The 25,906-nt window shown below is 58.0% G+C and carries 25 protein-coding genes; 14 read left to right on the top strand and 11 right to left on the bottom strand.

What is annotated here, in order from left to right; all coding sequences use genetic code 11:
- Positions 1–394: 394 nt before the first annotated feature.
- A complete protein-coding gene (locus tag V8Z78_RS12125; protein WP_046460847.1) occupies positions 395–2,185 on the top strand; it encodes an acyl-CoA dehydrogenase in 1,791 nt (596 codons plus the stop codon).
- A gap of 331 nt (positions 2,186–2,516) precedes the next feature.
- Here V8Z78_RS12125 and rng read toward each other — a convergent pair whose 3' ends face one another.
- From rng to V8Z78_RS12090, 7 genes are all read right to left on the bottom strand, one after another.
- Complete coding sequence (gene rng / locus V8Z78_RS12120; protein ID WP_003062776.1) at positions 2,517–4,004, bottom strand: ribonuclease G; 1,488 nt, start codon at positions 4,002–4,004, stop codon at positions 2,517–2,519.
- A 139-nt stretch (positions 4,005–4,143) separates the two neighbouring features.
- Positions 4,144–4,758 (bottom strand): Maf family protein, encoded by a 615-nt coding sequence (locus tag V8Z78_RS12115; protein ID WP_003062775.1) that lies wholly within the window; start codon positions 4,756–4,758, stop codon positions 4,144–4,146.
- Between the two features lie 110 nt (positions 4,759–4,868).
- Positions 4,869–5,336: a 23S rRNA (pseudouridine(1915)-N(3))-methyltransferase RlmH gene (gene rlmH / locus V8Z78_RS12110; RefSeq protein ID WP_003053899.1), complete on the bottom strand. Its 468-nt coding sequence runs from the start codon at positions 5,334–5,336 to the stop codon at positions 4,869–4,871.
- Entirely contained in the window at positions 5,337–6,014 is a 678-nt protein-coding gene (gene rsfS, locus V8Z78_RS12105; RefSeq protein ID WP_003062774.1) for a ribosome silencing factor, read from the bottom strand.
- Between the two features lie 229 nt (positions 6,015–6,243).
- A complete protein-coding gene (gene hemF / locus V8Z78_RS12100) occupies positions 6,244–7,197 on the bottom strand; it encodes an oxygen-dependent coproporphyrinogen oxidase (RefSeq protein ID WP_148748022.1) in 954 nt (317 codons plus the stop codon).
- The gene (gene purD / locus V8Z78_RS12095) at positions 7,197–8,489 is read right to left on the bottom strand and encodes a phosphoribosylamine--glycine ligase (protein WP_046460844.1); all 1,293 of its coding nucleotides are present in this window, start codon (positions 8,487–8,489) and stop codon (positions 7,197–7,199) included. Before purD ends, hemF begins: the two co-directional genes overlap by 1 nt.
- A complete protein-coding gene (locus V8Z78_RS12090; protein ID WP_003053891.1) occupies positions 8,486–9,205 on the bottom strand; it encodes a YebC/PmpR family DNA-binding transcriptional regulator in 720 nt (239 codons plus the stop codon). The genes purD and V8Z78_RS12090 overlap by 4 nt, the downstream gene beginning before the upstream one ends.
- Positions 9,206–9,285: 80 nt before the next feature.
- Here V8Z78_RS12090 and V8Z78_RS12085 point away from each other — a divergent pair, with 80 nt between their 5' ends.
- The 5 genes from V8Z78_RS12085 to upp all read left to right on the top strand — a co-directional run bounded on the left by V8Z78_RS12085 (position 9,286) and on the right by upp (position 15,627).
- A complete protein-coding gene (locus V8Z78_RS12085; protein ID WP_046460843.1) occupies positions 9,286–10,821 on the top strand; it encodes a helicase HerA-like C-terminal domain-containing protein in 1,536 nt (511 codons plus the stop codon).
- Positions 10,822–11,080: 259 nt separating this feature from the next.
- Positions 11,081–12,655 carry a methyl-accepting chemotaxis protein gene (locus tag V8Z78_RS12080; RefSeq protein WP_003062771.1) on the top strand — a complete coding sequence of 525 codons (1,575 nt, stop codon included), beginning with the start codon at positions 11,081–11,083 and terminating at the stop codon, positions 12,653–12,655.
- A gap of 173 nt (positions 12,656–12,828) precedes the next feature.
- Positions 12,829–13,725 (top strand): enoyl-CoA hydratase-related protein, encoded by an 897-nt coding sequence (locus tag V8Z78_RS12075; protein ID WP_046460842.1) that lies wholly within the window; start codon positions 12,829–12,831, stop codon positions 13,723–13,725.
- A 224-nt stretch (positions 13,726–13,949) separates the two neighbouring features.
- Positions 13,950–14,882, top strand: a complete 933-nt coding sequence (locus V8Z78_RS12070) for a threo-3-hydroxy-L-aspartate ammonia-lyase (protein WP_349731435.1) — start codon at positions 13,950–13,952, stop codon at positions 14,880–14,882.
- A gap of 112 nt (positions 14,883–14,994) precedes the next feature.
- Complete coding sequence (gene upp / locus V8Z78_RS12065) at positions 14,995–15,627, top strand: uracil phosphoribosyltransferase (RefSeq protein ID WP_003062768.1); 633 nt, start codon at positions 14,995–14,997, stop codon at positions 15,625–15,627.
- Between the two features lie 120 nt (positions 15,628–15,747).
- Here the strand turns inward: upp and V8Z78_RS12060 are convergent, their stop codons facing one another.
- Entirely contained in the window at positions 15,748–16,845 is a 1,098-nt protein-coding gene (locus V8Z78_RS12060; RefSeq protein WP_349731434.1) for a DUF6817 domain-containing protein, read from the bottom strand.
- Positions 16,846–16,849: 4 nt separating this feature from the next.
- Positions 16,850–17,650, bottom strand: a complete 801-nt coding sequence (locus V8Z78_RS12055) for a MetQ/NlpA family ABC transporter substrate-binding protein (protein ID WP_279085777.1) — start codon at positions 17,648–17,650, stop codon at positions 16,850–16,852.
- 293 nt (positions 17,651–17,943) lie between these two features.
- Here V8Z78_RS12055 and V8Z78_RS12050 point away from each other — a divergent pair, with 293 nt between their 5' ends.
- A complete protein-coding gene (locus V8Z78_RS12050) occupies positions 17,944–18,630 on the top strand; it encodes a type 1 glutamine amidotransferase domain-containing protein (RefSeq protein ID WP_349731433.1) in 687 nt (228 codons plus the stop codon).
- Here V8Z78_RS12050 and V8Z78_RS12045 read toward each other — a convergent pair.
- Complete coding sequence (locus tag V8Z78_RS12045) at positions 18,615–19,064, bottom strand: MerR family transcriptional regulator (protein WP_279085783.1); 450 nt, start codon at positions 19,062–19,064, stop codon at positions 18,615–18,617. The two genes, V8Z78_RS12050 and V8Z78_RS12045, sit on opposite strands and share 16 nt — an antisense overlap.
- Positions 19,065–19,329: 265 nt before the next feature.
- On the opposite strand from V8Z78_RS12045, the gene V8Z78_RS12040 reads away from it, so the two are divergent.
- Positions 19,330–19,719, top strand: a complete 390-nt coding sequence (locus V8Z78_RS12040; protein ID WP_003062763.1) for a COG4315 family predicted lipoprotein — start codon at positions 19,330–19,332, stop codon at positions 19,717–19,719.
- The gene (locus V8Z78_RS12035) at positions 19,652–20,752 is read left to right on the top strand and encodes a catalase family peroxidase (protein WP_349731432.1); all 1,101 of its coding nucleotides are present in this window, start codon (positions 19,652–19,654) and stop codon (positions 20,750–20,752) included. Before V8Z78_RS12040 ends, V8Z78_RS12035 begins: the two co-directional genes overlap by 68 nt.
- A 219-nt stretch (positions 20,753–20,971) precedes the next feature.
- Here V8Z78_RS12035 and V8Z78_RS12030 read toward each other — a convergent pair whose 3' ends face one another.
- The gene (locus tag V8Z78_RS12030) at positions 20,972–21,406 is read right to left on the bottom strand and encodes an SEL1-like repeat protein (protein ID WP_349731499.1); all 435 of its coding nucleotides are present in this window, start codon (positions 21,404–21,406) and stop codon (positions 20,972–20,974) included.
- Positions 21,407–21,805: 399 nt separating this feature from the next.
- On the opposite strand from V8Z78_RS12030, the gene V8Z78_RS12025 reads away from it, so the two are divergent.
- The 5 genes from V8Z78_RS12025 to V8Z78_RS12005 all read left to right on the top strand — a co-directional run bounded on the left by V8Z78_RS12025 (position 21,806) and on the right by V8Z78_RS12005 (position 25,905).
- Positions 21,806–22,135, top strand: coding sequence for a helix-turn-helix domain-containing protein (locus V8Z78_RS12025; RefSeq protein ID WP_349731431.1), 330 nt, complete (start codon positions 21,806–21,808; stop codon positions 22,133–22,135).
- 813 nt (positions 22,136–22,948) lie between these two features.
- Positions 22,949–23,440: an HlyD family secretion protein gene (locus V8Z78_RS12020; protein WP_349731430.1), complete on the top strand. Its 492-nt coding sequence runs from the start codon at positions 22,949–22,951 to the stop codon at positions 23,438–23,440.
- Between the two features lie 10 nt (positions 23,441–23,450).
- Positions 23,451–24,209 (top strand): beta-barrel domain-containing protein, encoded by a 759-nt coding sequence (locus tag V8Z78_RS12015; RefSeq protein ID WP_349731429.1) that lies wholly within the window; start codon positions 23,451–23,453, stop codon positions 24,207–24,209.
- The gene (locus V8Z78_RS12010) at positions 24,210–25,337 is read left to right on the top strand and encodes a JmjC domain-containing protein (protein WP_349731428.1); all 1,128 of its coding nucleotides are present in this window, start codon (positions 24,210–24,212) and stop codon (positions 25,335–25,337) included.
- Between the two features lie 265 nt (positions 25,338–25,602).
- Positions 25,603–25,905, top strand: a complete 303-nt coding sequence (locus tag V8Z78_RS12005; protein WP_349731427.1) for a hypothetical protein — start codon at positions 25,603–25,605, stop codon at positions 25,903–25,905.
- Position 25,906 lies beyond the last annotated feature (1 nt).

Genomic DNA, 25,906 nt, shown 5'->3' with positions numbered 1-25,906 from the left:
TCCCCGGTATTCCTCCATTCAGACTGGACTGAATTTATGGGAATTCGGCTCCAGGACATTTCCCGAGAGCGCCGCTCTCTTGTCTTTACGCGACACCACGGGTAAATACCGAGTCAAAAAAAATTTACTTCAAAGTTTCTATTTGATTGAAAGCTTGCCGCAAGCGTTGGCCACCATATTGCGCGTCTGCGACTGCGGCAAGCCCGTCACAGCCTCTAAAATCATTCCGTTTACGTAAACGTCAAACCAATGCGAGGTCCTGACATTCTTGCCAGGCGCCAGACATGAAGTCGAGGGAAGCCCCTGCCATCCGTGGCAGGCAACATCCCCAACAATCCAAGGCACAACCCAGGTCTGGCAGCCAGCCGGGCCAGCATTCAAGGAAACAGAGACGATGACCTACAAAGCGCCCATCAAAGACATGCTGTTCGACATGGAGCATCTGGCCCAGATCGAGCAGGTCGCCCAGATTCCCGGCTTTGAAGATGCGGGGCTGGAGACCGCGCAGGCCGTTCTCGAAGAATGCGCCAAGCTCTGCGAAGGCGTGGTCGCCCCCCTGAATGTTCCCGGCGACCTCAATCCCTCTTCCTTCAAGGATGGTGTGGTCACTACCACGCCCGGCTTTGCCGATGCCTTCAAGCAGTACGCCGAAGGCGGCTGGCAGGGTCTGCAACATCCTGCCGACTTTGGCGGCCAGGGCCTGCCCAAGACCATTGGCGCGGCCTGCATCGAGATGCTCAACAGCGCCAACCTGAGCTTTGCGCTGTGCCCGCTGCTGACCGACGGTGCCATCGAGGCGCTGCTGACAGCGGGCAGCGACGAGCTCAAGGCCACCTACCTGGAAAAGCTCGTGACTGGCGAATGGACCGGCACCATGAACCTGACCGAGCCCCAGGCCGGCTCCGACCTGGCCCTGGTGCGCACCAGGGCCGAGCCTCAGGGCGACGGCAGCTACAAGGTCTTCGGCACCAAGATCTTCATCACCTATGGTGAGCACGATATGGCGGACAACATCGTCCACCTGGTGCTGGCCCGCGTGGCGGGGGCGCCCGAGGGCGTCAAGGGCATCAGCCTGTTTGTCGTGCCCAAGTTCCTCGTGAACCAGGACGGCTCCTTGGGCAAACGCAACGATGTGCACTGCGTCAGCATCGAGCACAAGATGGGCATCAAGGCCTCGCCCACGGCCGTGCTGCAATTTGGCGACAACGGGGGAGCCATCGGCTACCTCGTGGGCGAGGAAAACCGCGGCCTCGAATACATGTTCATCATGATGAACGCAGCGCGCTATGCCGTGGGCCTGCAGGGCCTGGCCGTCGCCGAGCGTGCCTACCAGCACGCCGTGGCCTACGCCAAGGAACGCGTGCAAAGCCGCCCCGTCGACGGCTCGGTCAAGGCCAGCGCCACCATCATCCACCACCCCGATGTGCGCCGCATGCTGATGACCATGCGTGCCAGCAACGAGGGCTGCCGCGCCATGGCAACCACCGCCGCTGCCGCCTACGATGCCGCCCACCACCACCCGGACGCCGAAGTGCGTCAGGCCAACCAGACCTTCTATGAATTCATGGTGCCCCTGGTCAAGGGCTACAGCACCGAAATGAGCCTGGAAGTCACCAGCCTGGGCGTACAGGTGCATGGCGGCATGGGCTTTATCGAGGAAACCGGCGCCGCCCAGTACTACCGCGACGCCAAGATCCTGACCATCTACGAGGGCACGACCGCCATCCAGGCCAATGACCTGGTCGGCCGCAAGACCGCGCGTGATGGCGGCCGGACCGCCAAGGCCATTGCCGCCCAGATCGAGAAGACCGAAGCGGCTCTCATCGCCAGCGGTACCGATACGGCCAAGGCAGTCGCGAGGAATCTGGCCCAGGCCCGTCAGGCCTTTGTGCAGGTGGTGGACTTCATCGTGGCCAAGGCCAAGGCCGACCCCAATGCAGCCTATGCCGGCAGCGTTCCTTATCTGATGCTCACCGGCAATCTGATCGCCGGCTGGCAGCTGGGCCGCTCGGTGCTGGCTGCGCAGGAGCTGCTGGCCAAGAGCCAGGACACGGCCTTCATGCAGGCCAAGCTGGCCACGGCACAGTTTTATGCCGAACATATCCTGACCCGAGTGTCCGGTCAGGCCGATGCTGTGATCAACGGCGCGGCCAGCGTAATGGCATTGCCCATGGATCTGTTCTGATCCTGCACCTGACGGCGGGGCGGCAATGCCCCGCCCCATCAGGAAATGCATGGAAATAGCGGCTGGTGCTTATGGATAAAGCGCTGACCGCTATTTTTTTGAATCTCTACAACGCACCTGGGCCAGTTGCCAGGCAGACTCCGGGGCCATCGCTCACGCGAGCAAACACGCGCCTCGGGTGGAATAAGCGATCTGTGCAACCCAGGAAGTGAAGCCATGGGCTACGGCTGCGCAATGCAGATACGTGCGATTTGCGTAACAAGCAACGAGGTAATCGATGCAGCTGTCGTAGCGGATCTACTGGAGCAAATGACGCTGAATGCACTCTCACTCACAGCAGCACGATATCGTATTGCTCCTGCGCCATAGCAGTCTCGGCCTGCAGCGAAATGGGCTTGCCGATGAAGTCGGAGAGACTGGCCAGATGCTGGCTTTCCTCGTCGAGGAACATCTCCACCACCTTGGGGGATGCCACAACGCGGAACTCATGCGGATTGAACTGGCGGGCTTCGCGCAGGATTTCGCGCAGCACCTCGTAGCAGATGCTGCGCGCGGTCTTGACATTGCCCTTGCCGGAGCAGGCTTCACAGGGCTCGCACAGCATATGGGCCAGCGACTCGCGCGTACGCTTGCGCGTCATCTCCACCAGGCCCAGCTGAGAGAAGCCGCCAGCCATGGTCTTGACGCGGTCGCGTGCCAGCTGGCGGCGGAATTCGGAGAGCACCTCGCCCTGGTGCTCCTCGCGCACCATGTCGATGAAGTCCACGATGACGATGCCGCCCAGATTGCGCAGCCGCAGCTGACGTGCAATGGCGTGCGCCGCTTCCAGGTTGGTCTTGAAGATGGTGTCGTCAAAATTGCGCGCACCTACATAGCCGCCGGTATTCACATCGATGGTGGTCAGGGCTTCAGTCTGATCGACGATCAGATAGCCGCCCGACTTCAGATCCACACGCCGCCCCAGCGCACGCGCGATTTCCTCGTCGATGTTGTAGAGGTCGAAAATCGGCCTCTCGCCCTTGTAAAGCGCCAGCTTGGGCACAGCCGCCGGCATGTATTCCTGGCCAAAGCTCTTGAGCAGCGCAAACTGCTCGCGCGAATCGATGCGAATGCTCTGGGTGTTCTCGCCGACCAGATCCCGCAGCACACGTTGCAGCAGGTTTAGATCCTGATGCAGCACCGACATGACGGGCAGCTTCTGCGCCGCATCCTTGATGCGCGCCCAGGTCTTGCGCAGATAGCGGATGTCATCGGCCAGCTCGGCATCGCTGGATTCCTCGCCATTGGTGCGCAGAATGAACCCGCCGCCACCGCCCCCCTCCTTGGTGCCGACCAGCTCCTGCAGACGAGCCCGCAAGGCATCGCGCTCGTTCTGGGGAATTTTCTGGGAGATGCCGATGTGGTCGTCCTGTGGCAGAAACACCAGCAGACGCCCCGCAATGCTGATCTGCGTTGACAGGCGCGCACCCTTGGTACCTATGGGGTCCTTGATGACCTGCACCATGATGGACTGCCCTTCGAACACCTGCTTTTCGATGGGCGTCAGCGGCTGGTCCTTGCGCGCGAACATCGGGGCTTCGCCATTTTCCTGACGCTGCCAGACATCGGCCACATGCAAAAAGGCCGCACGCTCCAGACCGATATCGATAAAGGCGGACTGCATGCCTGGAAGCACACGCGAGACCTTGCCCAGATAGATGTTGCCGACGAGTCCCCGCTCCAGCGGGCGCTCCATGTGCAGCTCCTGCACGGCGCCGTTTTCGACAATCGCCACCCGCGTTTCCTGCGGCGACCAGTTGATCAAAATATCTTGCTGCATTGACTGTCGTTCTTTCTTTATATGTCCTGGCTTTTGCTGCGCCCAGTGTGCGACGCGCGCATGGCTGGCGCAAGACAGCTGCCATGCAGACCTTCCCGCAGGGAAAACTCAAGAACAGAGTGCCGATTGCGCCAAAGGTTCAGAGCGACCAGCCCAGCTGGCGCAAAAGCTCGGCAGTTTCATAAACCGGCAGGCCCATGATGGCCGAATAGCTGCCACGAATCTCTGCAATATGTGCGGCCGCCCTGCCCTGTATGCCATAGGCACCGGCCTTGCCCATGGGCTCGCCCGTGAGCACATAGGCATCGATCTGCGCCTCGGTCATGGACGCAAAGCGCACGGTGGACACCGACAGGGCCTGCAGACGCCGCACGCCGCTTTGCAGCGCCACGGCGGTCAGCACCTCATGTTCGGCCCCGGAGAGCAGATGCAGGATGCGTCGCGCGTCTTCGGCATCGGCGGGCTTGCCCAGAATCTGCTTTCCCAGGGCCACGGTGGTGTCGGAGCACAGAATGGGCGCCTGCGGCAAACCGCGCCGCGCATGGCGGGCCACGGCAGCATCGAGCTTGCCGGCCGTCACGCGCTGCACATAGTCATGAGGATCTTCCCCAACCAGCTCGGCCTCTATGGCCTCGGCATCCTCGGCGATGTCGCCGGCTGCATTGGGCAGCAGCAATTCATGCGCCACGCCCAGCTGCTCCAGCAGCTGACGACGGCGGGGACTTTGGGATGCAAGATAGAGAAATGGCGCCATGATTTTTATTAAAAATGGCCTCTAGCGCCCATATATAAAGCGCAAAAGGCTATCAAAATCATAGTATCACGCACTGCGCGAAATTGCACGCAGAGTCCGCTCACAAGCGCTTATTCGCGATGGTAGGGATGGCCGGCATTGACCGACCAGGCGCGGTACAGCTGCTCGATCAGCAGCACGCGCACCATGGCATGCGGCAGGGTCAGGTCGGACAGACGGATGCGCTCGTGTGCCGCGGCCTTGAACTCGGGGTCCAGTCCGTCGGGTCCGCCGATGACCAGGGCCACATCATCGCTCTCGAGCTGCCAGCCCTTGAGACGCTGGGCCAACGCCTTGGTGGTCAGATTGGTGCCGCGCTCGTCGAGCACCACGATGCGAGTGCCCCTGGGGATGGCGGCTTCGATACGCTTGCGCTCTGCCGCATACAGGGTCTCCAGCGTCTTGGAGCCGCGCGGCTCGGTCTTGACGGCCTTGAGTTCGACCTTGAGTTCGGGCGGAAAGCGCTTGGCGTAATCGTCGTAGGCCGTCTGCGCCCAGTCGGGCACATGCAGGCCTACAGCCACGATGGTCAGCTTCATTTAGGCCTTGGCGCGGGGAGCACGCTTGGCTGCGGGTTTGGCCGCAACCGGCTTGGCAGTACGGGGCGTGCTGGGCTTGACGACCACGGTCTTGACCGTCTTGGCAGCGGCGGACTTGGCAGCAGGCTTCTTTGCCGCAGGCTTGGCACCGGCAGCCGTCTTGGTGGCGGGCTTCTTGGCCGCAGCCTTCTTGGCGGCAGGCTTTTTCTCGACCACGGTGTTTTCCGCAGCTGCCTTTTCCACTGCCAGCTTGGCAGCCAGCTTCTTGGCGGCCACTTCGGCGGGCTTGGGCTTGGCGGCACCGATCTTCATGCGCACCGGTGTCTCGCCCCAGATTTCTTCCAGGCGGTAGTACTGGCGGATGGCCGGCTGCATGATGTGGCAGACCACCGAGCCGCAGTCCACGATGATCCATTCGCCGTTCTGCTCACCTTCCTGGCGGGGCACGGGAAACCCAGCTTCCTTGACGGCTTCGCGCACGCTGGAGGCAAGTGCCTTGGTCTGGCGGTTGGAAGTACCCGAGGCCACGATCACGCGCTCGAACAGCGGCGACAGTGCTTCGGTGTTGAACACCTGGATGTCGTGGGCCTTGACGTCTTCGAGGCCGTCAACAATGGCTCGCTGGAGTTTGGTGACGTCGCGCTTGGCTGCGGAATCCGATTTGGTGGAGGTGGTCATCAGGCGATGGAATCAGTAAATGATGGGATCAATATAGCGTGTGCTGCGCCACACCCGTATCAGGGCTGGGTTAGCGTCTGCGTTCAGGCCCCTAAGACCTGCGCTCTTCACGCATTGAAAAAGGTTGACGCGCCAGTCGATAGCGCGCATCCAGCTATGGAAATTATAGTTTTCTAAAAATTTCCTTGCTGACAGGGCTTTATGCGCTGCCTGCAAGGAAACAGACTGATTACAGCCAGTCGCGGCGAATCAGGAATTTATCCAGCAAATCACGCTCAGGGGTACCCGGTGCATCCTCGCGCTGATAGCTCCAGTCCGCATGAGGCGGCATGGACAGCAAAATGGATTCGGTACGGCCGCCGGACTGCAGGCCGAAATGCGTGCCGCGGTCCCAGACCAGGTTGAATTCCACATAGCGGCCACGGCGGTAGCGCTGGAAATCCACCTGCTGCTGCGTGTACTGCGCATTCCGGCGGCGTTCCACGATGGGCAGATAGGCCTTCAGAAAGGCATCGCCAACCGAGCGCAGCATGGCAAAGCTCTGCTGCTGGCCCAGTTCGCTGAAATCATCGAAGAAGATGCCGCCAATGCCGCGCTGCTCGTTGCGATGCTTGAGGAAGAAGTACTCGTCGCACCATTGCTTGAAACGCGGATAGAGCTGATCGCCAAATGGCGCCAGCGCATCGCGGCAGGTCTGATGGAAATGCACGGCGTCTTCTTCAAAGCCATATACCGGCGTCAAATCCATGCCGCCGCCAAACCAGCAGGTCTTGGGCTGCCCCTCATGGCCAGCCGAAATCATGCGCACATTCATGTGCACCGTTGGCACCAAGGGACTGCGCGGATGAAATACCAGCGACACGCCCATGGCCTCGAACGGCGCTCCTGCCAGCTCGGGCCGATGCTGTGTGGCCGAGGGCGGCAGTTGCGACCCGCGCACATGCGAGAAACCGCAGCCTGCGCGCTCGAACACGCGCCCGCCCTCCATGATCTTGGTGACACCGTTGCCTTGCAGCTTTTCGCCCGGCTCCTTGTGCCAGGCGTCGGCCAGGAAACGCGCACCACCCTCGCCTTCGATGGCTTCCAGCGCCTCGGTGATGCGGGTCTGAAGACCCATGAGGTACTCACGCACCTCGGCCACAGGCAGCTGATCAGCCACAGAAGATGAGGATGTCTGGTTCATCAGTCGGCCTTCTTGACGGCACGGAAGCCGATGTCACGACGATACTGGGCACCATCGAAGTGGATGCCACGTGCCACGTCATACACCTTCTGCTGCGCCTGCTTGACACTGTCGGCCAACACGGTCACGCAGAGCACACGACCACCGCTGGTCACAGGCTGGCCGTCAGCGCCCAGCTGGGTGCCGGCATGGAAGACCATGGCATCGTCGGCTGCGGCGGGCAGACCGGTGATGACATCGCCCTTGCGCGGGTCTTCGGGGTAGCCGGCAGCAGCCATGACCACGCCCAATGCGGTACGGCGGTCCCACTGCAGCTCCAGCTGGTCGAGCTTGCCTTCGCAGGCTGCCAGCATCACATCCACCAGGTCGCTCTTGAGACGCATCATGATGGGCTGGGTTTCCGGATCGCCCATGCGGCAGTTGAACTCCAGCGTCTTGGGGTGGCCTGCCTTGTCGATCATCAGACCTGCGTACAGGAAGCCGGTATAGGGCACACCGTCTTTTTCCATGCCACGGATGGTGGGCAGAATGATTTCGCGCATGGCGCGGGCATGCACATCGGCGGTCACCACAGGTGCCGGCGAATAAGCGCCCATGCCGCCGGTGTTGGGGCCCTGGTCGCCGTCCTTGAGACGCTTGTGGTCCTGGCTGGTCGCCAGTGCCAGCACGTTCTTGCCGTCGCACAGCACGATGAAGCTGGCTTCCTCGCCATCGAGGAATTCCTCGATCACGACACGTGCACCGCCTTCGTTGTGCTGCACACCGTACTTGTTGTCCACCAGCATGAAGTCCACGGCGTCGTGGGCTTCCTGCAGCGACATGGCAACCACCACGCCCTTGCCGGCCGCCAGGCCGTCGGCCTTGATGACAATGGGCGCACCGAGGCGATCCACATAGGCATGGGCCGCAACCGGGTCGGTGAAGGTTTCATATTGCGCCGTGGGGATGCTGTGGCGCGCCATGAAGTCCTTGGAGAAAGCCTTGGACGACTCCAGCTGGGCTGCAGTCTTGGTCGGGCCGAAGACCTTGAGTCCGTGGGCACGGAACTCATCGACCACGCCAGCCGCCAGCGGAGCCTCGGGCCCCACGACGGTCACGGCAATCTTTTCGGCCTGGGCCCATTCGCGCAGAGCCTTCACATCGGTGATGTCGAGGTTCTCCAGCTTGCCGCCAGCCAGGGCAGTGCCACCGTTACCGGGAGCCACATAGACCTTGGTCGCCTTGGGCGATTCGGCCAACTTCCACGCCAGAGCGTGCTCACGGCCACCGCCGCCAATCACAAGAATTTTCATAGTTCTGCGTTGTGGTAGACGTCCTGAACGTCATCCAAGTCTTCAATCATGTCCAGCAGCTTCTGCATGCGAGCTGCATCATCGCCTTCGAGGGCGATTGTATTTTCGGGGCGCATGGTCACCTCGGCCATGTCGGCGGTAAAGCCGGCGGCCTGCAGTGCGTCACGCACGGCTTCAAAGTCGCCGGGGGCCGTCAGCACCTCGATGCCACCTTCGTCATCGGTGATCACATCGTCGGCACCGGCTTCCAGCGCGATCTCCATGACTTTTTCTTCGTCCGTGCCGGGGGCGAACATGATCTGCCCCACATGCTTGAACTGGAAGGCCACCGAGCCTTCGGTGCCCATATTGCCACCGTACTTGCTGAATGCATGGCGAACATCGGCCACCGTACGTACGCGATTGTCCGTCATTGTGTCCACAATGATGGCCGCGCCGCCGATGCCATAGCCTTCGTAACGGATTTCCTCGTAGGTCACGCCGTCGAGGTTACCCGTGGCCTTGTCGATATTGCGCTTGATATTGTCGGCCGGCATATTGGCGGCCTTGGCCTTGTCCACCGCCAGACGCAGACGCGGGTTGGCGCTCAGGTCGCCGCCGCCTTGGCGGGCTGCGACCATGATTTCACGAATGATGCGCGTCCAGATGCGGCCACGTTTTTCATCCTGGCGACCCTTGCGGTGCTGGATGTTGGCCCATTTGCTGTGTCCTGCCACAGGGAATCCTTTGATATTTGATTTAACCTAGCGGGAGCGATTTTACTTTTGACTGCATGCCCCCCCAGAGGAAACCCGAAATGGCTTCACCCCTTTTGATTGCCCAGCACTCTGCCACAGAATGTACCCTGCTGCCCGGACTGGCCAATCGGCATGGCCTGATCACCGGCGCAACAGGCACCGGCAAGACTGTCACACTGCAGAAACTGGCCGAAAGCTTCTCGCAGATCGGCGTGCCGGTTTTCATGGCCGACGTCAAAGGAGACCTGAGCGGCATCAGCCAGGCCGGCAAGATCGAAGGCAAGCTGGCGGCCTCGCTCAAGGATCGCGGCCTGGACCTGCCACAGCCCCTGGCCTGCCCTGCCACGCTGTGGGATGTGTTCGGCGAGCAGGGCCACCCGGTGCGCGCCACCATCTCGGACATGGGCCCGCTGCTCATCGGCCGCATGCTGAATCTGAACGAGACCCAGATGGGCGTGCTCAATCTGGTGTTCAAGATTGCGGACGACAACGGCATGCTGCTGCTGGATCTCAAGGATCTGCGCGCCATGCTGAACTTTGTGGGCGACAACGCCAAGCAGTTCACCACCCAGTACGGCAACATCAGCTCGGCCAGCGTGGGAGCCATACAGCGCGGGCTGCTGACCATTGAAAGCCAGGGCGGCGACAAGTTCTTTGGCGAGCCCATGCTCGACATCAACGACCTGATGCAGACCGATGCCAATGGCATGGGCGTGATCAACGTGCTGGCGGCCGACAAGCTGATGAATGCGCCGCGCCTGTACTCGACCTTTTTGCTCTGGCTTCTGTCCGAGCTGTTCGAGCAGCTGCCGGAAATCGGCGACCCCGAGAAGCCCAAGCTGGTGTTTTTCTTTGACGAGGCCCACCTGCTGTTCAACGATGCGCCCAAGGTGCTGATCGAACGCATCGAGCTGGTCGTGCGCCTGGTGCGCTCCAAGGGCGTGGGCGTGTACTTCGTCACCCAGAACCCGCTGGACGTTCCCGACAGCGTGCTCGGACAGCTGGGCAACCGCGTGCAGCACGCCCTGCGCGCCTTCACCCCACGCGACCAAAAGGCCGTGGCCTCGGCAGCCTCCACCATGCGCCCCAATCCCGGTCTGGACATTGCCGCAGCCATCACCGAGCTGGCCGTGGGTGAGGCCCTGATCAGCTTCCTCGACGAAAAAGGCCGCCCCAGCGTGACCGAGCGCGTGTTCGTGATTCCGCCCGGCAGCCAGCTCGGCCCCATCACGGCCGAGCAGCGCAAGGCGCTGATCGATGGTTCCCTGGTCGCCGGCGTCTATGAGAAAGCCGTGGACCGCGAATCGGCCTTCGAGATATTGCGCGACCGCACTGCGAGCGCCACGCCCGCCAAGCCCGGCGATGCCCCGGCTGCTGCCGGAGCGGCCGGAACGTCCCCGCAAGGCAGCGCCACGGACTCCATGATGGACGGACTCAAGGAGCTGCTGTTCGGCCGTACCGGCCCGCGCGGCGGCCAGCACGACGGTCTGGTGCAGACCATGGCCAAGTCCACGGTACGCACCGTGGGCAACAGTCTGGGCAAGGAGATTCTGCGCGGCGTGCTGGGCGGCATTCTGGGCAACAAGAAGCGCTGATCCCAACGCGCTCACTCGCTCCAAGGGCCTGCGTCAGCAGGCCTTTTTTGCGGCCGCCGCACAGAAAGCGCTCAAGGCGGCAGTCATTATGTCGATACATAATAAATCCATCCCCTGGTGCCAGCCGCCAGTCTCTTGGACATGTGCTGCTGCCTGCAGGCACAGCCGCTTCTTTCCTCTACGCTAACCACGCTGCCCAGTCTTGCCGCAGACCACCAGTTCGCTCGGGCCGGGCAGTGCTTTTGCAAATTTTCTGCCAATGCAATTCAATCAATGGCGTGTATCCACCAAGCTGTGGTGCACTTTGGGCGGGCTTCTGACCATGATGCTGGCCGTCTCGCTATGGAACCAGCACTCATCCACCCAGGCCCTGCAGGCCGGCATGCAGACCCTGACCGACTATGACAATCGCATCAATCTCGCCCTTCAATGGAAAGGTGCGACCGAGACCACGGGCGAACGCGTGCTCACCAGCAATATGACCACCGACGAAGCGCTGACCCAGCGCATGGACGAGCGCGTCAGCGAAGGCGTGGCCGTCAACGGGGCGCTGCAGGCGCAGGTCATCAAACTGGCTCAAAGCGATGCTGACAAGGCTGCCCTGCAGAAGATCGCCGCCGTGCGCGCCGAAGTTCTGGCGCTGAACAAGCAGGCAAGGGAGATCAAGCTGAGCGGCGATATCGAAGCCATGCGCGACTTCATCCGCCTGCAATATCTGGGCGCCATCGGCCGCTATGTCGATTCGCTGCAGGACTTTGTGAAGCTGCAGGAGCAGCAGCGCGACGCCGCCAGCCTTCAGCTGCAGCAAGACCAGCAAAGAGCGATCTGGCTGTCCTGGGTGGTGCAGGCCCTGGTGCTGACCGCCGCCCTGGGCCTGGCGCTGGCCCTCACCCGTTCCATCACCCAGCCTCTGAATGAAGCCGTGGAGCTGACCCAGGCCATTGCACAGGGCGATCTCACGGTAACCGCCGGCAACGACCGCCATGACGAGTTCGGCCGCCTGCTGAGCTCCGTCTCGACCATGGCAGCCCAGCTACGTAGCCTGGTGAGCGATGTACGTACCAGCGTGCACTCCATCAGCACCGCCTCGGCCGAAATCGCTACAGGTAACCACGACCTGTCCGCACGCACCGAGCAGACCGCCGCCAATCTCGAGGAAACCGCAGCCAGCATGGAGCAGCTGACCGCCACCGTCGCCCAGGCCTCGGACACCGCCCGCCAGGCCAACCATCTGGCAGGCAATGCCGCACAGGTCGCTCAGCGCGGCGGCCATGTGGTGCAGTCCGTGGTCAGCAGCATGGGACGCATCAGCGACAGCGCACACCGCATCTCCGACATCATCGGCGTGATCGACTCCATCGCCTTCCAGACCAATATCCTGGCACTCAACGCTGCGGTCGAGGCCGCGCGCGCCGGCGAACAGGGCCGAGGCTTTGCCGTGGTTGCCGGCGAAGTGCGCGCCCTGGCCCACCGCAGTGCCGAGGCCGCCAAGGAGATCAAGGCGCTCATCACCACCTCCGTGGACGCCGCCCAGGAAGGCGCAGACCAGGTCTCCCAGGCAGGCCGCGTGATGGAAGAAATCGTCAGCAGCGTCGGCAAGGTCTCGGACATGATTGGCGAGATCAGTGCCTCGGCCACGGAACAGCATGACGGTATCAGCCAGGTCAACCAGGCCGTGACCAACCTGGACCAGATGACGCAGCAAAATGCAGCCCTGGTCGAGGAATCCACGGCTGCCGCTGTCTCGCTGAGCGACCAGGCCCAGCGCCTGACCGGCATGGTGGCCGTGTTCAAGGTCCATACCGCAGACAGAGCGCCAGCCCTGACTGCCTGATTCTGGTTGAAGTTGCTGGAACACAGCATCCATCTCTTCACCAGCTTCTCTGCCAGCCGCTCCATGCACCCAGGAGGGAACGGCTGGCACCGCAGGTTTGACCCAGACCGGCTTTTCTGTCTGCAGTCGCAAGTGTGACTGGCGCGGCCTACGCAGCAAGACACCATGCCGGCATGCCCCATACCTCTGACGACACCTTGCTGACCGCCGGTCTGAGCAGCTTTCGCCTGGACCTGGTCGACCATATTGCCCATCTGGTGCTCAACCGCCCCGATGCCTTCAACACTCTGAATCCCAGGTTCTGGCAGGAGCTGGACCTGGTGCTGGACACACTGCAGCGCAGCGGCCAGTCGCGCGCACTGGTCATCAGCAGCACGGGCAAGCATTTTTGCGCCGGCATGGCACTCGAGACCTTTGCCGACCCCGCCTTTGCGCCCAATGACCGCACGCCCGAGGGCCGCGCCGCCATCATCGACACCCTGGCCCAGTTGCAGTCCACCTTCAACAAGATCGAAGCCCTGCGCATGCCCGTGATCTGCGCCATTCAGGGCGCCTGCGTGGGTGGAGGGCTGGATCTGGTGGCCACTGCCTGCATACGCTACGCCAGCGCCGAGTCCTTTTTCTGCGTGCAGGAGATCAATATCGGCATGACCGCCGACCTGGGCAGCCTGCAGCGCCTGCCCAAGCTGATGCCGCTAGGCATCGTCAAGGAGCTGGCCTACACCGGCCGCCGCATGACAGCGCAGGAGGCCGCCAGTCACGGTCTGGTCAACGCCGTCTACGACACGCCCGAAGCCACCGTCACAGCAGCTCTCGCCTGCGCGCGCGAAATTACGGCCAAGCCGCCCGTGGCCATCTGGGGCAGCAAGCAGGTGATCAACTACGCGCGCGACCACAGCGTGAGCGACTCGCTGCAGCAAATGGGCTGGGTGCAGAGCGGCATCTGGAGCAACCGCCATGTCATGGAGGCCGTGAGTGCCATGCAGGCCAAGCGCGCCGGCGACTTCCCCCCGCTGGAGCCGCTGCAGGCGTTTGCACCAGCACTACCTCAAGCGGGCGATCGCTCCTGATTGAATAGCTATCAGCACTTACCAATAAAGGCCTGCATGCCTTTTCCGCTCGTATTTCTCTATCTTCTCGATGGCCCGCTGGGCGCCATCGACAGGTAGCCGAGCCGCAACGCAGCAAATCGGCTTGAAGTGGGCGAGGCGCCGTTATCATGGATTCAGTACCACCCCAGCCTGTCTTGCCATGAGCACAAACACCGCCCCCCCTGCCCACTTATGACGATGTCGTGGCCGCTGCCCAGCGCCTGCAGGGCGTAGCCCACCGCACGCCGGTGCTGACCAGCCGCACCATGGACGAACAGCTGGGCGCGCGCCTGTTCTTCAAATGCGAGAACCTGCAGCGCATAGGCGCTTTCAAGTTTCGCGGCGCTTACAACGCTCTGGCGCAGTTCACACCCGAGCAGCGCAAGGGCGGCGCCCTGGCCTTTTCCTCCGGCAACCATGCCCAGGCCATTGCCCAGGCAGCCCAGTTGCTGGACATGCCGGCCCTGATTGTCATGCCCGAGGATGCACCGGCTTCCAAGATGGCCGCCACGCGCGGCTATGGCGCCCAGGTCGTCACCTACAACCGCTTCACCGAAGACCGCGAAGCCATCGCCCACAAGCTGGCGACCGAGCGTGGCATGACACTGATCCCGCCTTACAACCACCGCGACGTGATCGCCGGTCAGGGCACGGCGGTCAAGGAATTGCTGGAGGAAGTGCCGGATCTGGACTATCTGTTTGTCTGCCTGGGCGGCGGCGGTCTGCTCTCCGGCAGTCTGCTGGCCGCAAACGCCCTGGCTCCGCAATGCAAGGTAATCGGCGTCGAGCCCGAAGCGGGCAATGATGTGCAGCAGTCGCTGCGCGCCGGCCATATCGTCAAGATCGATACGCCGCGCACCATTGCCGACGGTGCCCAGACCCAGGCAGCGGGCGATCTGACCTTTGCCATCATCCAGCAGCGAGTGAACGAAGTTCTTACCGTTAACGACGAGCAATTGGTCCAGGCCATGCGCTTTTATGCCGAGCGCATGAAAATCGTGGTCGAACCCACGGGATCGCTGTCTCTGGCAGCTGCCATACACGGCGGTTTGCCGCTCAAGGGCAAGCGCGTGGGCATTGTGATCAGCGGCGGCAATGTGGATTTAGAGCGTTTTGCCAGCCTGCTGTCCGAGTGACAGCGAAAATAGCGTCCGTTGCGGCCCGGCCCGCATCCGCCTGATCCCATTTTTTGCAAGCACAAGTCCGCCACAAGCGGGCCTGCCTGCCTTCACCACAAAGACCAAGAACATGAGCACTCTGCATTTGATCGACCACCCTCTGGTCCAGCACAAACTGACACTGATGCGCCGCAAGGAAGCATCGACCAACAGCTTTCGCCGCATGCTGGGCGAGCTGTCCACACTGATGGCCTATGAGCTGACGCGCGACTTCCCGCTGCAGGATGTCGAGATCGAAACCCCCATGGAAAAGACCATGGGCAAGGTCATTGACGGCAAGAAGCTGGCCCTGGTTTCCATTCTGCGTGCCGGCAACGGTTTCCTGGACGGCATGCTCAACGTGGTGCCCGGCGCGCGCATCGGTCACATCGGCCTGTTCCGCGACCCCGAAACCCTCAAGCCCGTCGAGTACTACTACAAGATGCCCGAAAACATGGGCGAGCGCGACGTGATCGTCGTCGACCCCATGCTGGCCACCGGCAACTCGGCTGTGGCTGCCGTGCAGCAGCTCAAGGACAAGAGCGCGCCCAAGTCCATCAAGTTCATGTGCCTGCTGGCCGCCCCCGAAGGCGTGAAGACCATGCAGGCCGCCCACCCCGATGTGGACATCTACACCGCCGCCGTGGACCGCGAGCTGGACAGCCATGGCTACATCCTGCCCGGCCTGGGCGATGCGGGCGACCGTATCTTCGGCACCAAGTAAGCGAGCTCTGACTCAGTCGATGAGCCCCGGCAGTTGCCCGACTGCCGGGGTTTTTTCATATTGCCTGATGTCCGCCCCAGGCGGCAGTGCTTGCTCAGCCTGAGCCTGTGCTGGCCCAGGCTAGCGCAGTGCCATATTGTTGAGCTTGTCCAGCCGTGCAGGCCAGCTGTCCTCCCGGGCCGACTGCAGCAGGATACGCGTCCAGGCAATCCAGGCATCCCACTGCACGCGCTTGTCCCAGGCATTGCCCCAGGCGCAAAAGCACTGCAGCGCGCTATCGGCGGCCCGGGCGGCATCGGTGTTGCGGCACGCGCTCAGGTATAGCTGGGCCAGCACCATCTGCGGCTCGCCCACCCAGGGGTTGAGCGCGACAGCCTGCTCCAGCGTGGCGGTGGCAGCGTCCAGATCGACCAGCGGCTGATCGAGCTGAATCACCGACCAGTACAGCGCTACGGCCGCAGCCTCGTTGCCAGCGCTCAGTAGCTGGCTGCAGTTCGCAAAAACGGGCGGCAGCGGCAGCTGGGTCTTGAGCGCAGGATGCTGCAACGCCCGGCCCAGGCCGCTGATCTGGCTGAGCATGCGGCTGCTCGGGCGCATGGGGCCGGGCCACAACGACGCCGCCCAGTGCACGGCCTGCTGGCGACTGTGGTCCACAGCCGGGAAGCGCGAGTAGATGTCTTCCTGCCAGCTGAACCACTGCTCCATGCTGTCGGCCATGCTGACGATGGCGAACACAGCCACTTCATAGGCTGTGAGCCTGATGGTCTCGCGCGGCTCGGGGCCGTTGCGCTCCAGCTGCATGCTGCCGTCCGCCGCGATATCGCCGGCCAGCAGCTTTTGCACGAACTGGGTGCGGCTCATGGTGCAGAACAGATAGACCAGATGCTCGGCCTGCACGCCGATCAGGCGCTTGAGCTGATCGCGCTCATTGCCGGCATCGAACTTGACCAGATCGACAAAGGCATTGCCGTAGACGCTGTGCAGCAGACCCAGCAGGCGCACGTCCCTGGGTTGCTGCCACAGCGCCAAAGAGCGCGCCACGCCTGCCAGATGGTGGCGAAAAGTGCCGGCCTTGTGCCAATCCTGGCCCACACCGCGCTCCAGCACCACAGGCAGCAGCGGCGCCAGATCGACGTCTCGGCTCAGCCATTCCTCGTCCAGCAAAGTCTTGGCGCGCTCGAACAGCGCCTCATCCAGTTGATTCCAGGGCTGATTCATGCGCTCACCATGCAGTTGTGTAGGCACCCTTGAAGGTCTTTTCCACAAAGGCCTTGACCTCGGGTGACTGGTAGGCCTTCACAAACGCCTGCAGGCCTTTGCTGTTCTCATGGCCAGCGCGCGTGACGATGAGCACGGTCACATAAGGCGTGTTCACATCTTCCAGCGCCAGCGAGTCGCCCTGGGGGGACAGGCCGGCTGCCACGGCGTAGCTGCTGTTGACGGCCGCGGCGTCCAGATCATCGAGGGCGCGGGCCAGCTGGGCGGCTTCGAGCTCGACAAACCTGAACTTTCTGGGGTTGGCCGTGATGTCCAGCACCGAAGCGCGCGCACCGGCATCGGCCTTGAGCGTGATCAATCCCTGCTTGGCCAGCACCATCAGAGCACGCGAGCCATTGGTGGGGTCGTTGGGAATGCCCACGCGCGCGCCGCTCTTGAGATCAGCCAGCTTCCTGACCTTTCTGGAGTACACACCCATTTGCTGGTTCACGGCCTTGGCCACGGGCACCAGCTTGTAGCCACGGTCCTTGTTCTGGGCATCAAGAAAGGGCTGGTGCTGATAGATGTTGGCGTCGAGATCGCCGGTGGACAGCGCCGCATTGGGCTGGATGAAGTCGCCAAACTCCACCAGCCTGACCTTCAGGCCCTGCCTGGCTGCAACCTGCTTGGCCACTTCGGCAATCTGGGCGTGGGGGCCGGCCGTCACGCCGACGGTCACGGCCAGATCCTGGGCCTGGGCCAGCAATGCGGCAGGTGCCAGGGCGGCAACTGCCAGGGCTTTTACGAGAGAACGCTTGTGCACCATGGGCACCTTTCAAGACAAATCCGGGAAACTCAGGTCCGCCAAGCATGTACACGCTCAGGGACAGCAGCTTGAAACTTAACGCATAAAGCAAACCTCAGCAGCCAGGCTGGGGCCCGCCCCCATCACAAAGCGGAATGGCTGGCAGCGCGGCTCGGAAAATATCAATAGAAACCGACCCAATCCCTTACCTATAAAGCGATTAAAGCTATCAAAACAGGAATACCTCAAGCACACTGCATGCTTGACATTGAACTGCACTTCAAGCTTAAGTTGGGAGCCACAGGAGACTCCCCATGCCCCGTCGCATTCTTCACGTCGTCAGCAACGTCGCCCATTACGATGACCCTGCCGAGCCCACCGGCCTGTGGCTGTCAGAGCTCAGCCATGCCTGGGAAGTCTTTGCCCAGCGGGGTTACGCACAGCACCTGGTCAGCCCGCTGGGCGGCCACTCGCCGCTGGAGCCGCGCTCGCTGAAATGGCCGAACCGGGATGCTACGGCCAGGGTATGGCTGGCGGATGCAGCGCGCATGGCCCTGCTCTCCAACACTGCCGCCCCTGATGCCGTGGACGCGCAAGACTTTGATGCCATTTATTTCACCGGCGGCCATGCCGTGATGTGGGACTTTCCATCCTCGCTGGGGCTGCAGCGCATCACGCGTGACCTCCATGAGCGCGGTGGCGTCGTTGCCTCGGTCTGCCACGGCTATTGCGGTCTGCTCGAAACCCGTCTGTCCGATGGCTCGCTGCTGGTCGCCGGACGCAGGCTGACAGGCTTTTCCTGGCTAGAGGAAAGGCTGGCCGGCGTGGCTGGCAAAGTTCCGTACAACGCCGAAGCGCTGATGCGCCAACGCGGTGCCCAATATGAGAAGGCCCGGCTGCCCTTTGCCTCCAAGGTGGTGACGGACGGCAGGCTGGTGACGGGGCAAAACCCGCAGTCGGCCCGGGCCACTGCCCTGCAGGTTGCTCAGTTGCTGGGCTGAGCGGGCCGGCCTGTCGCCTCCTCGTCCGGCCCCAGCAAGCGCATTTGCGACAGCACACGCCGTGCGTTGCCGGCGCAGTCCATGTCTTCGGGTCTGGCCTCGATCTGGGCAATCAGCTCGCCCAGTTCGGCGCGATTTTGCGTCAGCTGTACCAGCATCAGATCGATGCTTTGCAGCTTGCGATGCAGCGTGGCCAGCAACTCGTCATGCTGCCACTGCTCCAGATCCTCGGGCAGCAGCTGGCGCAGCTCCTGCAGACTGAAGCCGGCCCGCTGCGCCGTGGCAATCAGCCTGAGCGCCAGCACCGCCTCTTCGGGATAGCTGCGATAGCCGTTGGCCTGACGCTGGGCAACGCTCAGCAGGCCGATGCGCTCGTAAAAACGAATGCGCGATGCGGCAAGACCTGTGCGCTGGGCGAGTTCTCCGATTTTCATGTGCGCCATTCTCGCGCAATCCGCGCTTGACCTTGAACCTGACTTCAAGCTCACGCTTGCATCACTCCCGGTCGTTGAGGCCGGCAAAGCCTGTGCTTCAAGGAGTGGAATCGCAGATCCATTCGGGCACCAATGGTCAGATCGCCTTGCGCGAAGTACGACGATTTCTGCCTGGGCAGTCTCGGAGGATGAGCGGCCAGAGATTTCAATGGAATAAACAGCGTCATTGAACTGTTTACAGCAGGTCAACCTCAAGGAGATCTCCATGACCCGACTCGCTTCCCTCACCACCCTCACCTCGGTGTTCCTAGCGGCCTGTGCTGTGACAGCTGCCGCCCAGGCGCAGACGCCCGCTTCTGCCATGAATGGCGTGCTCGTGGGCCCCAACCAGATGACGCTTTATATCTTTGACAAAGATGCCACCGGATCCGGCAAGAGCGTATGCAACGGTGGCTGCGCCACGAACTGGCCACCTCTGACGGTGGCCCCGGGTGCGACGGCTACCGGTGACTGGAGCTTGGTTGTCCGCGACAACGGTGATCAGCAATGGGCCTACAAGGGCCGTCCTCTCTATTACTGGGCCAAGGATGCCAAGCCCGGAGACAGAACGGGAGATGGATTGCTCAACAACAGCTGGCACATCGCCAAGCCCTGAGAACTCAAGCCTGGATCATCAAGAGGAAGAAACAATGAAGCTCCGAAAAATGAAGCTCGCGCTGAGCTGTGTCATGGTGGTGCCGCCGGCTTTCACCCTGGCAGCCGAGCAGGAGGTGACGGCACCGCGGGTGGTCCAGGCTCTGGAAGCGACCTTTGGCGTTCATCAGGGAGAGCGCCGCAATCACATCAAGGGAACCTGCGCGGTGGGCGAATTCACCGCTACCGCCGAGGCCGCCAGCTACTCGCGCTCTGCACTGTTTTCCGGCCAAGCCGTTCCGGTGATTGCGCGCTTCTCGCTGGCAGGAGGAAACCCCAAGGTTCCAGATGTTGCCCAAAGCGCGCGTGGAATGGCCCTGCAATTCAAGCTCCCCAAAGGGCAGTTGCACCAGATGTCCATGCTGAACACCCCCATGTTCGGCGCCGCCCACCCCGGAACGTTTCTGGACCTGACCGAGGCTCAGCGCCCCGATCCAGCCACCGGCAAGCCGGACCCGGAAAAGCTCAAAGCATTCAGGGCCTCCCATCCTGACAGCCTGGCTCAGGCGCAATACCTGGCCAGCCACAACCCTCCCGACAGCTACACCCGCAGCGCATTCTTTGGCATTCACACCTTCAAGTTCATCAATGCTCAAGACAAGGTGACTCTGGTGCGCTGGCGCTTAGTACCGCAGGAAGGGGAGAAGCCGCTAAGCAACGAGGCGCTGAAGACGGCTGGAACGGACTTTCTGGAAACCGCCTTGATCCGCAGCACATCAAATAAACCGGCTCGCTGGGACATGCTGGTGACGGTCGGGCAGCCGGGTGATCCCCAGGACGACCCCACGCAATCATGGCCCGCACAGCGACCTGAGTTCAAGGCCGGCACCTTGACGATCACGAGTGCTTCGACTCAGAAAGGAGGCTTGTGCGAGCCGATCAACTTTGATCCGATGGTGATGGCCGACGGCATTGCGCCCACCAATGATCCGGTGCTCCGCTTTCGCTCCCAGGCCTATGCGGTGTCATTTGGCAAGCGCTTGAGTGGTCAATGAACTCCGAGGATCAAGCTCAGTGCATTCCTCCTTAGGTTCCAGCAAGGCCAAAGTCAAGCAAGGGTGAACCTGGAAGGCAAGCTACCGGCCGATCTTCGACTGTCGTTAATCGGCCGGTAGCAGCCAGTAGCGGCCACACAGTGCCGTGTCCCAGTCACGTTGGGCATGTGGCACATGCTTGAAGATGACGCTGTGATCTGAAAAGGGATCTTGCGCATGTCACCCCTTCCACTCGAATGCGCAGGCCGTCTGGCCACTCGGTGCATTTCGCAGGCGGTTCAGAAAATTCAACTGGCTTCTGGCCGTTTGACTCCCCTTTACGGCAGCTTGCCGCAGCCAGTGAGCTGCCTCGCAGCGATCTGCCTTTACCGCAGCGCCGTACAAGGTTGGGCCGGCCAGAAGCACCCATGCCAGTGTTTCCTGCGCTTGTGCCTCGCCATCGCGGGCCGCCTGGCGCAGCAACGCGAGCATAGGGGCGTAGTCACCTGCAGTCTGGGCTTCCAAGGCCAGTTGAAATCGCTGCTCTGGGCTGGTTGCCATGTCAAAAGGCAAGGGGGCCGCCTGCGCCAGCGCGCCAGACAGGGTCGCTACGATCAACAAGGCATGCACTGCATGTCGGGCCGGTGTGGCAATTGAACAGAATTCGAGTCGCATTTTGTCTCCACTTGAACTGAGTGGACCCATCGTCGTAATAATCACGCTCGCTGAAAATTGGGAATTTTCGAAGACGCCCTCAGGGCCACCCAGAGGCTGATTCGAACTGATGTATCGACCCAGCGAAAAAACCTGAATCGCACCGGGTTTCGCAGAGGCTGTTTGGTTTAAGCCAGACCCCGGAGACGCTTGTAACGCTTACCGTGTATATAAATTTGCCTTTAATTGTTATTTATATGGCTTGCATATCATTTAAAGGGAAATTTGGTGCGGCCTCCATTCCAGCCAGGATACGAGCTTAAGGCAGGTTTCTGTCTATACCGAAACAGTATATTTTTCTTTAAATAGTAAAAATTCAACTTAATTACTATTTAAAAGGTAATTTTGACCACGTAGCTTATGAAAAAGTCCTCCGACACCGCGATGCTGCCCCTTGAGTCAGAAGATGCCGCATTGCTTATGGGAAAAAAGATAAGAATGGCTCGCCGTATTCGCGAGATGACCCAGCAACACCTCGCCGATGCCACTCAGATGTCTTTGAACACCGTCGTAAAGATGGAGGCCGGCCACCCAGGGGTGCAATTTGGGTTTTACTTAAAGGCACTATGGGCTTTAGAGCTCGTTGACGACTTCATCAACCAGTTGGGGAAGGTTGGCATCAACGAAACTGAGTTTTCTCTAGTGGAGTCAAACCTACCAAAAAGAGTCCGTCAAAGATCAAAGCGATGAGCGAGATTGCGAAGCCTACTGGTGACCAGAGTCAGTCGGGTAGATCGCACGCAACCGGATGATCCGCTTGGAGGCTGGTTAATTGGAAAGTCGGTGTGGGAGCTGACCTGAGCCTATGACCCTTAGCCTGTATTTCTTAGTTCGTCGGTGTCGTAAATAAGCCCCGAGGAGCGTTGTAGTCAAGCTAAGCATGTCTGCACGAAGACCGCAACCAGACTAAAGCTTTCGTTCTCAAGTCAATTTCTACAACAACGCCGTGCTTGGTCAGTTATGTATCCGGACCTTCTCGATCAACGGTATGGTGAGATGCGTGAGCAAGCCGTTCTCGCCCACGATGTCATTGGGCTTCTGATAATTGGCAAGAAGGCTGGACAAAAAGGAAAAGAGCTTCAGGTACTTTGTATCTTCTTGGCCATAGTGCGTACGGACATGCGGGCTCACACCCGTGTTGGGCTGTTCGTTTACACCAGATTCTGCCCCCTCAGCACCAATGAAACTTGGCTAATCGAAAATCCGGAAGTATGGACTTCCTAACATTTGCTTGAGAAAAGCGACTGCTGAGTTGTTGCGTAAGGAAATTCTTAACGTTGAGAAGATGTTGTACACATTCTACTGTATTCATCTAGCGCAATTATGCTCTCAATAATTTAGGATTTATCCGAATCTTAGTTCAAGCTATCCCTTACTTCTAAGAAAAATAATACTCTTATGCAGCATTGATTTAAGGGATTTCCCTAGCACCAAAAAAATGGTGCGTGTGAGATTATAAAAAAAGCAATCAAATTTAAATATAAAACATAACAATATATTTGTATGACAGAGAGAAGTGCTCTATTCCGTTCAGAGGCTGTAAAAAAGTACTCCAAAAACAGAGAAGGTAGTATTCAGCTTAGCCAAGCTAGATATACACCGCAATTGATATTTATTTCTCTAACAATTATTTTCCCAGTAGTTTTATTTTTAATATTCGGAGAATACACAAAGAGAACTAACATTTCTGGATATGTCGTACCGGATGGGGGAATTGTAAAAATAATACCTAGCCAACCAGGAACTATCGCTGAAATATTTGTTAACGATGGGGATTACGTAAAAAAAGGACAGGACCTATTCGCGATAAGAGATGAACGACGTGTTGAAAACTCAACCTCATTGTCAGTAGATAGCATTCTAAAAAATAATATCGAAAATAAAAGATCATCTATTATTGAAAATATTTCATTGAATGAGTCTCATTTAAATAAAATTAATAAGGATTACGCAGAAAAAAAAAGCAAACATTCAGCACCAAATAAACTTAACTAATGAACAAATATTGATAATTGATCAGAGGATTAACAAAGCCAACTCCGATATAGAGAAGTACAAAAGACTGGAGAGCGCAGGCTATGTAACAGAATCTGCTGTTAAAGATCAAGTTGACTCTCTTCAATTACTTCGCAGTCAGTCAGTTGAAAACAAAAAACAAATTAATGAACTAAAACGACTAGAGGTTTCAAATAGAAAAGAATACGACGACTCATTTCTAAGAATAAAAAAGGAAATAAATGACTCAAATATTCAACTAGAGACCTTAAATAAGGAAGTTCTTCAAAATAAGCTTAGCTTGGATTACAAAATTGTCGCCTCTGATGATGGTTATGTAAACATAACAAATTCACTTAAAGGTCAGTCAATTACAAATAAACCAATCGCGATGCTAGTTCCTGCATCGGTAGGAATGAAAATCAACCTATATGCCAATTCTCGAGCAATAGGGTTTCTAAAAAAAGGACAGCGAGTAAAGCTACGCTATCACGCATATTCTCATCAAAAGTATGGTCAATTTGATGGTGTTGTCGAATATGTATCACTAGCACCGATTGAATCAAACGACCTGCCAACAGAGCATCAGGTAAATCGTGAGGATCAGTATAAGATAACAATAAATCCGATGCAGCAAGAGATAACTATTGATAATGAATCAAAAAAATTAACTGCTGGCATGGTTGTTGAGGCAAGCATTTTTCAGGAAAAACGAAAAATATATAAATGGATTATAGACCCGTTAAAGAATATTTCCGAAAGTATCTAAATGATTAATTTTCCAATATCTATTAAAAAATTTGAACAAGATTATCTTGGGAAGAAATATGCTTTTTTCGAAAAAGCTCACAATCTAAAAATGGATTGGTCTGAAATTGATCAAACACTCTACTCGTGGGACGTATCGGATAAGCACTTTAAGTTGGTCAAAGGTAGCGAAAATCTTACGTCCAAGGTTTTGGAGACATATCAAGATATTGGTCGTGTAAGAACAAGAATTATAAAAGAAATCTTATATGAAGAACTATCGAACGGTGCCACACTCCTGCTCGATAGACTGGATATAAAGAATGAAAAAATTAACAATATAACATTTGATATAGGCCGCTTCTATGGAGAGAAGGCCATATGCAATGGATATATATCCTTCAGGGACGATCCTGCGTTTAAAAAGCATTGGGATACTCACGATGTTTTTGCTGTGCAAATTAAAGGGAGAAAGCTCTGGAAGATCTACAGCCCTACATTTGAGTATCCACTGGTTCATCAAAAGAGTATTTCTCATATTCCAGAGTGCCCCGATTCACCTGTATTTGAAGTTGTATTGAATGAGGGTGACGTTATTTATATACCGAGAGGATGGTGGCATGAAGTTTCACCGATTAATGGCGAGCCAACTTTCCATATAGCGGTAGGAATTCATTACCCTAAAATAAAAGATTATATAAACTGGGTGTGCAATACTTTACTAGATGACAATGTGATTTTCAGAAAATCCATAAAAAGTAATCAAAAAAATATTGAAAACTTAGATGAAATAAATAATGAGCTAGTGAAGCTAATTTCAAACCAAGACAATCTTGATCAATTTAATTTGATACATCAATCTGCCCTCAGGGTTAATACTTCGTTTAATTTGGAAAAGCTTGTATTAAGCAAAGGTAATGAACTAAACATTCATGACTCAGAACAAATTGCTCTTAACAGCTATCAAGACATTCCAGATTCAGGGGCAAGCAAGATAATTGCAAATGGCATATCTCTGAATGTTGATGAAAAGAGCATGTCATCTCTTTCCGAGATAGTAAAGACAGGGAAATTCAACAATGAAAAGGAAAGAAAGCTAGCTGCCAATTTAATTAAATGTGATGTTCTCCAGTTGAGGAAAGATTATTAATGAGGTCAGTTTATATAGTTTTCATAGCAGCAATATCAGTAATATTGTTTATTGCATATCAAATACTTCAAAAATCCTCATTAGGAGGTGATCCAGTTTCATTGGTAATATTAATGGGTGCGTTAATACTTGTCATAGTATTAAGCTACTTTTATTTGGTTTCAAATAAGGAGGCTTTATCAAAAATATCAAATAAATCTGAATCAGTTTCATTAACTGAAATTATAAAAACTCTAGTCTTTGGCAAAAAATAAAGGATCCAAAAGTGCGAGAATTAGATGTTATAGATATGGAGCTTGTCTCCGGCGGTTTTTCTTATGGGGATGCAGTAGCATCAGGCGCAGCAATCGGAGGTGGAATTGCTGCCGGAGTAGCGCAGTCTCTAGGTATTGCAAGTGCTACTGAAGTAGCTGCACTCATCGGTATTGGCTCTGCAATGGGGGCTGCTCTGTCTGTTTCAGGTATTGTTGGTTGGGCTATCGGGAGTGGACTTAATCAACATACAGGGATCCAAAGCTTCATTGGGAGTATGCTCGACTCAATGAATGGAACTGATAGCGATGGCTAAT

Source organism: Comamonas sp. wu1-DMT (assembly GCF_040187805.1).
Classification (GTDB): Bacteria; Pseudomonadota; Gammaproteobacteria; order Burkholderiales; family Burkholderiaceae_C; genus Comamonas; species Comamonas thiooxydans.
This window is presented reverse-complemented; position numbering and strand designations above follow the sequence as displayed.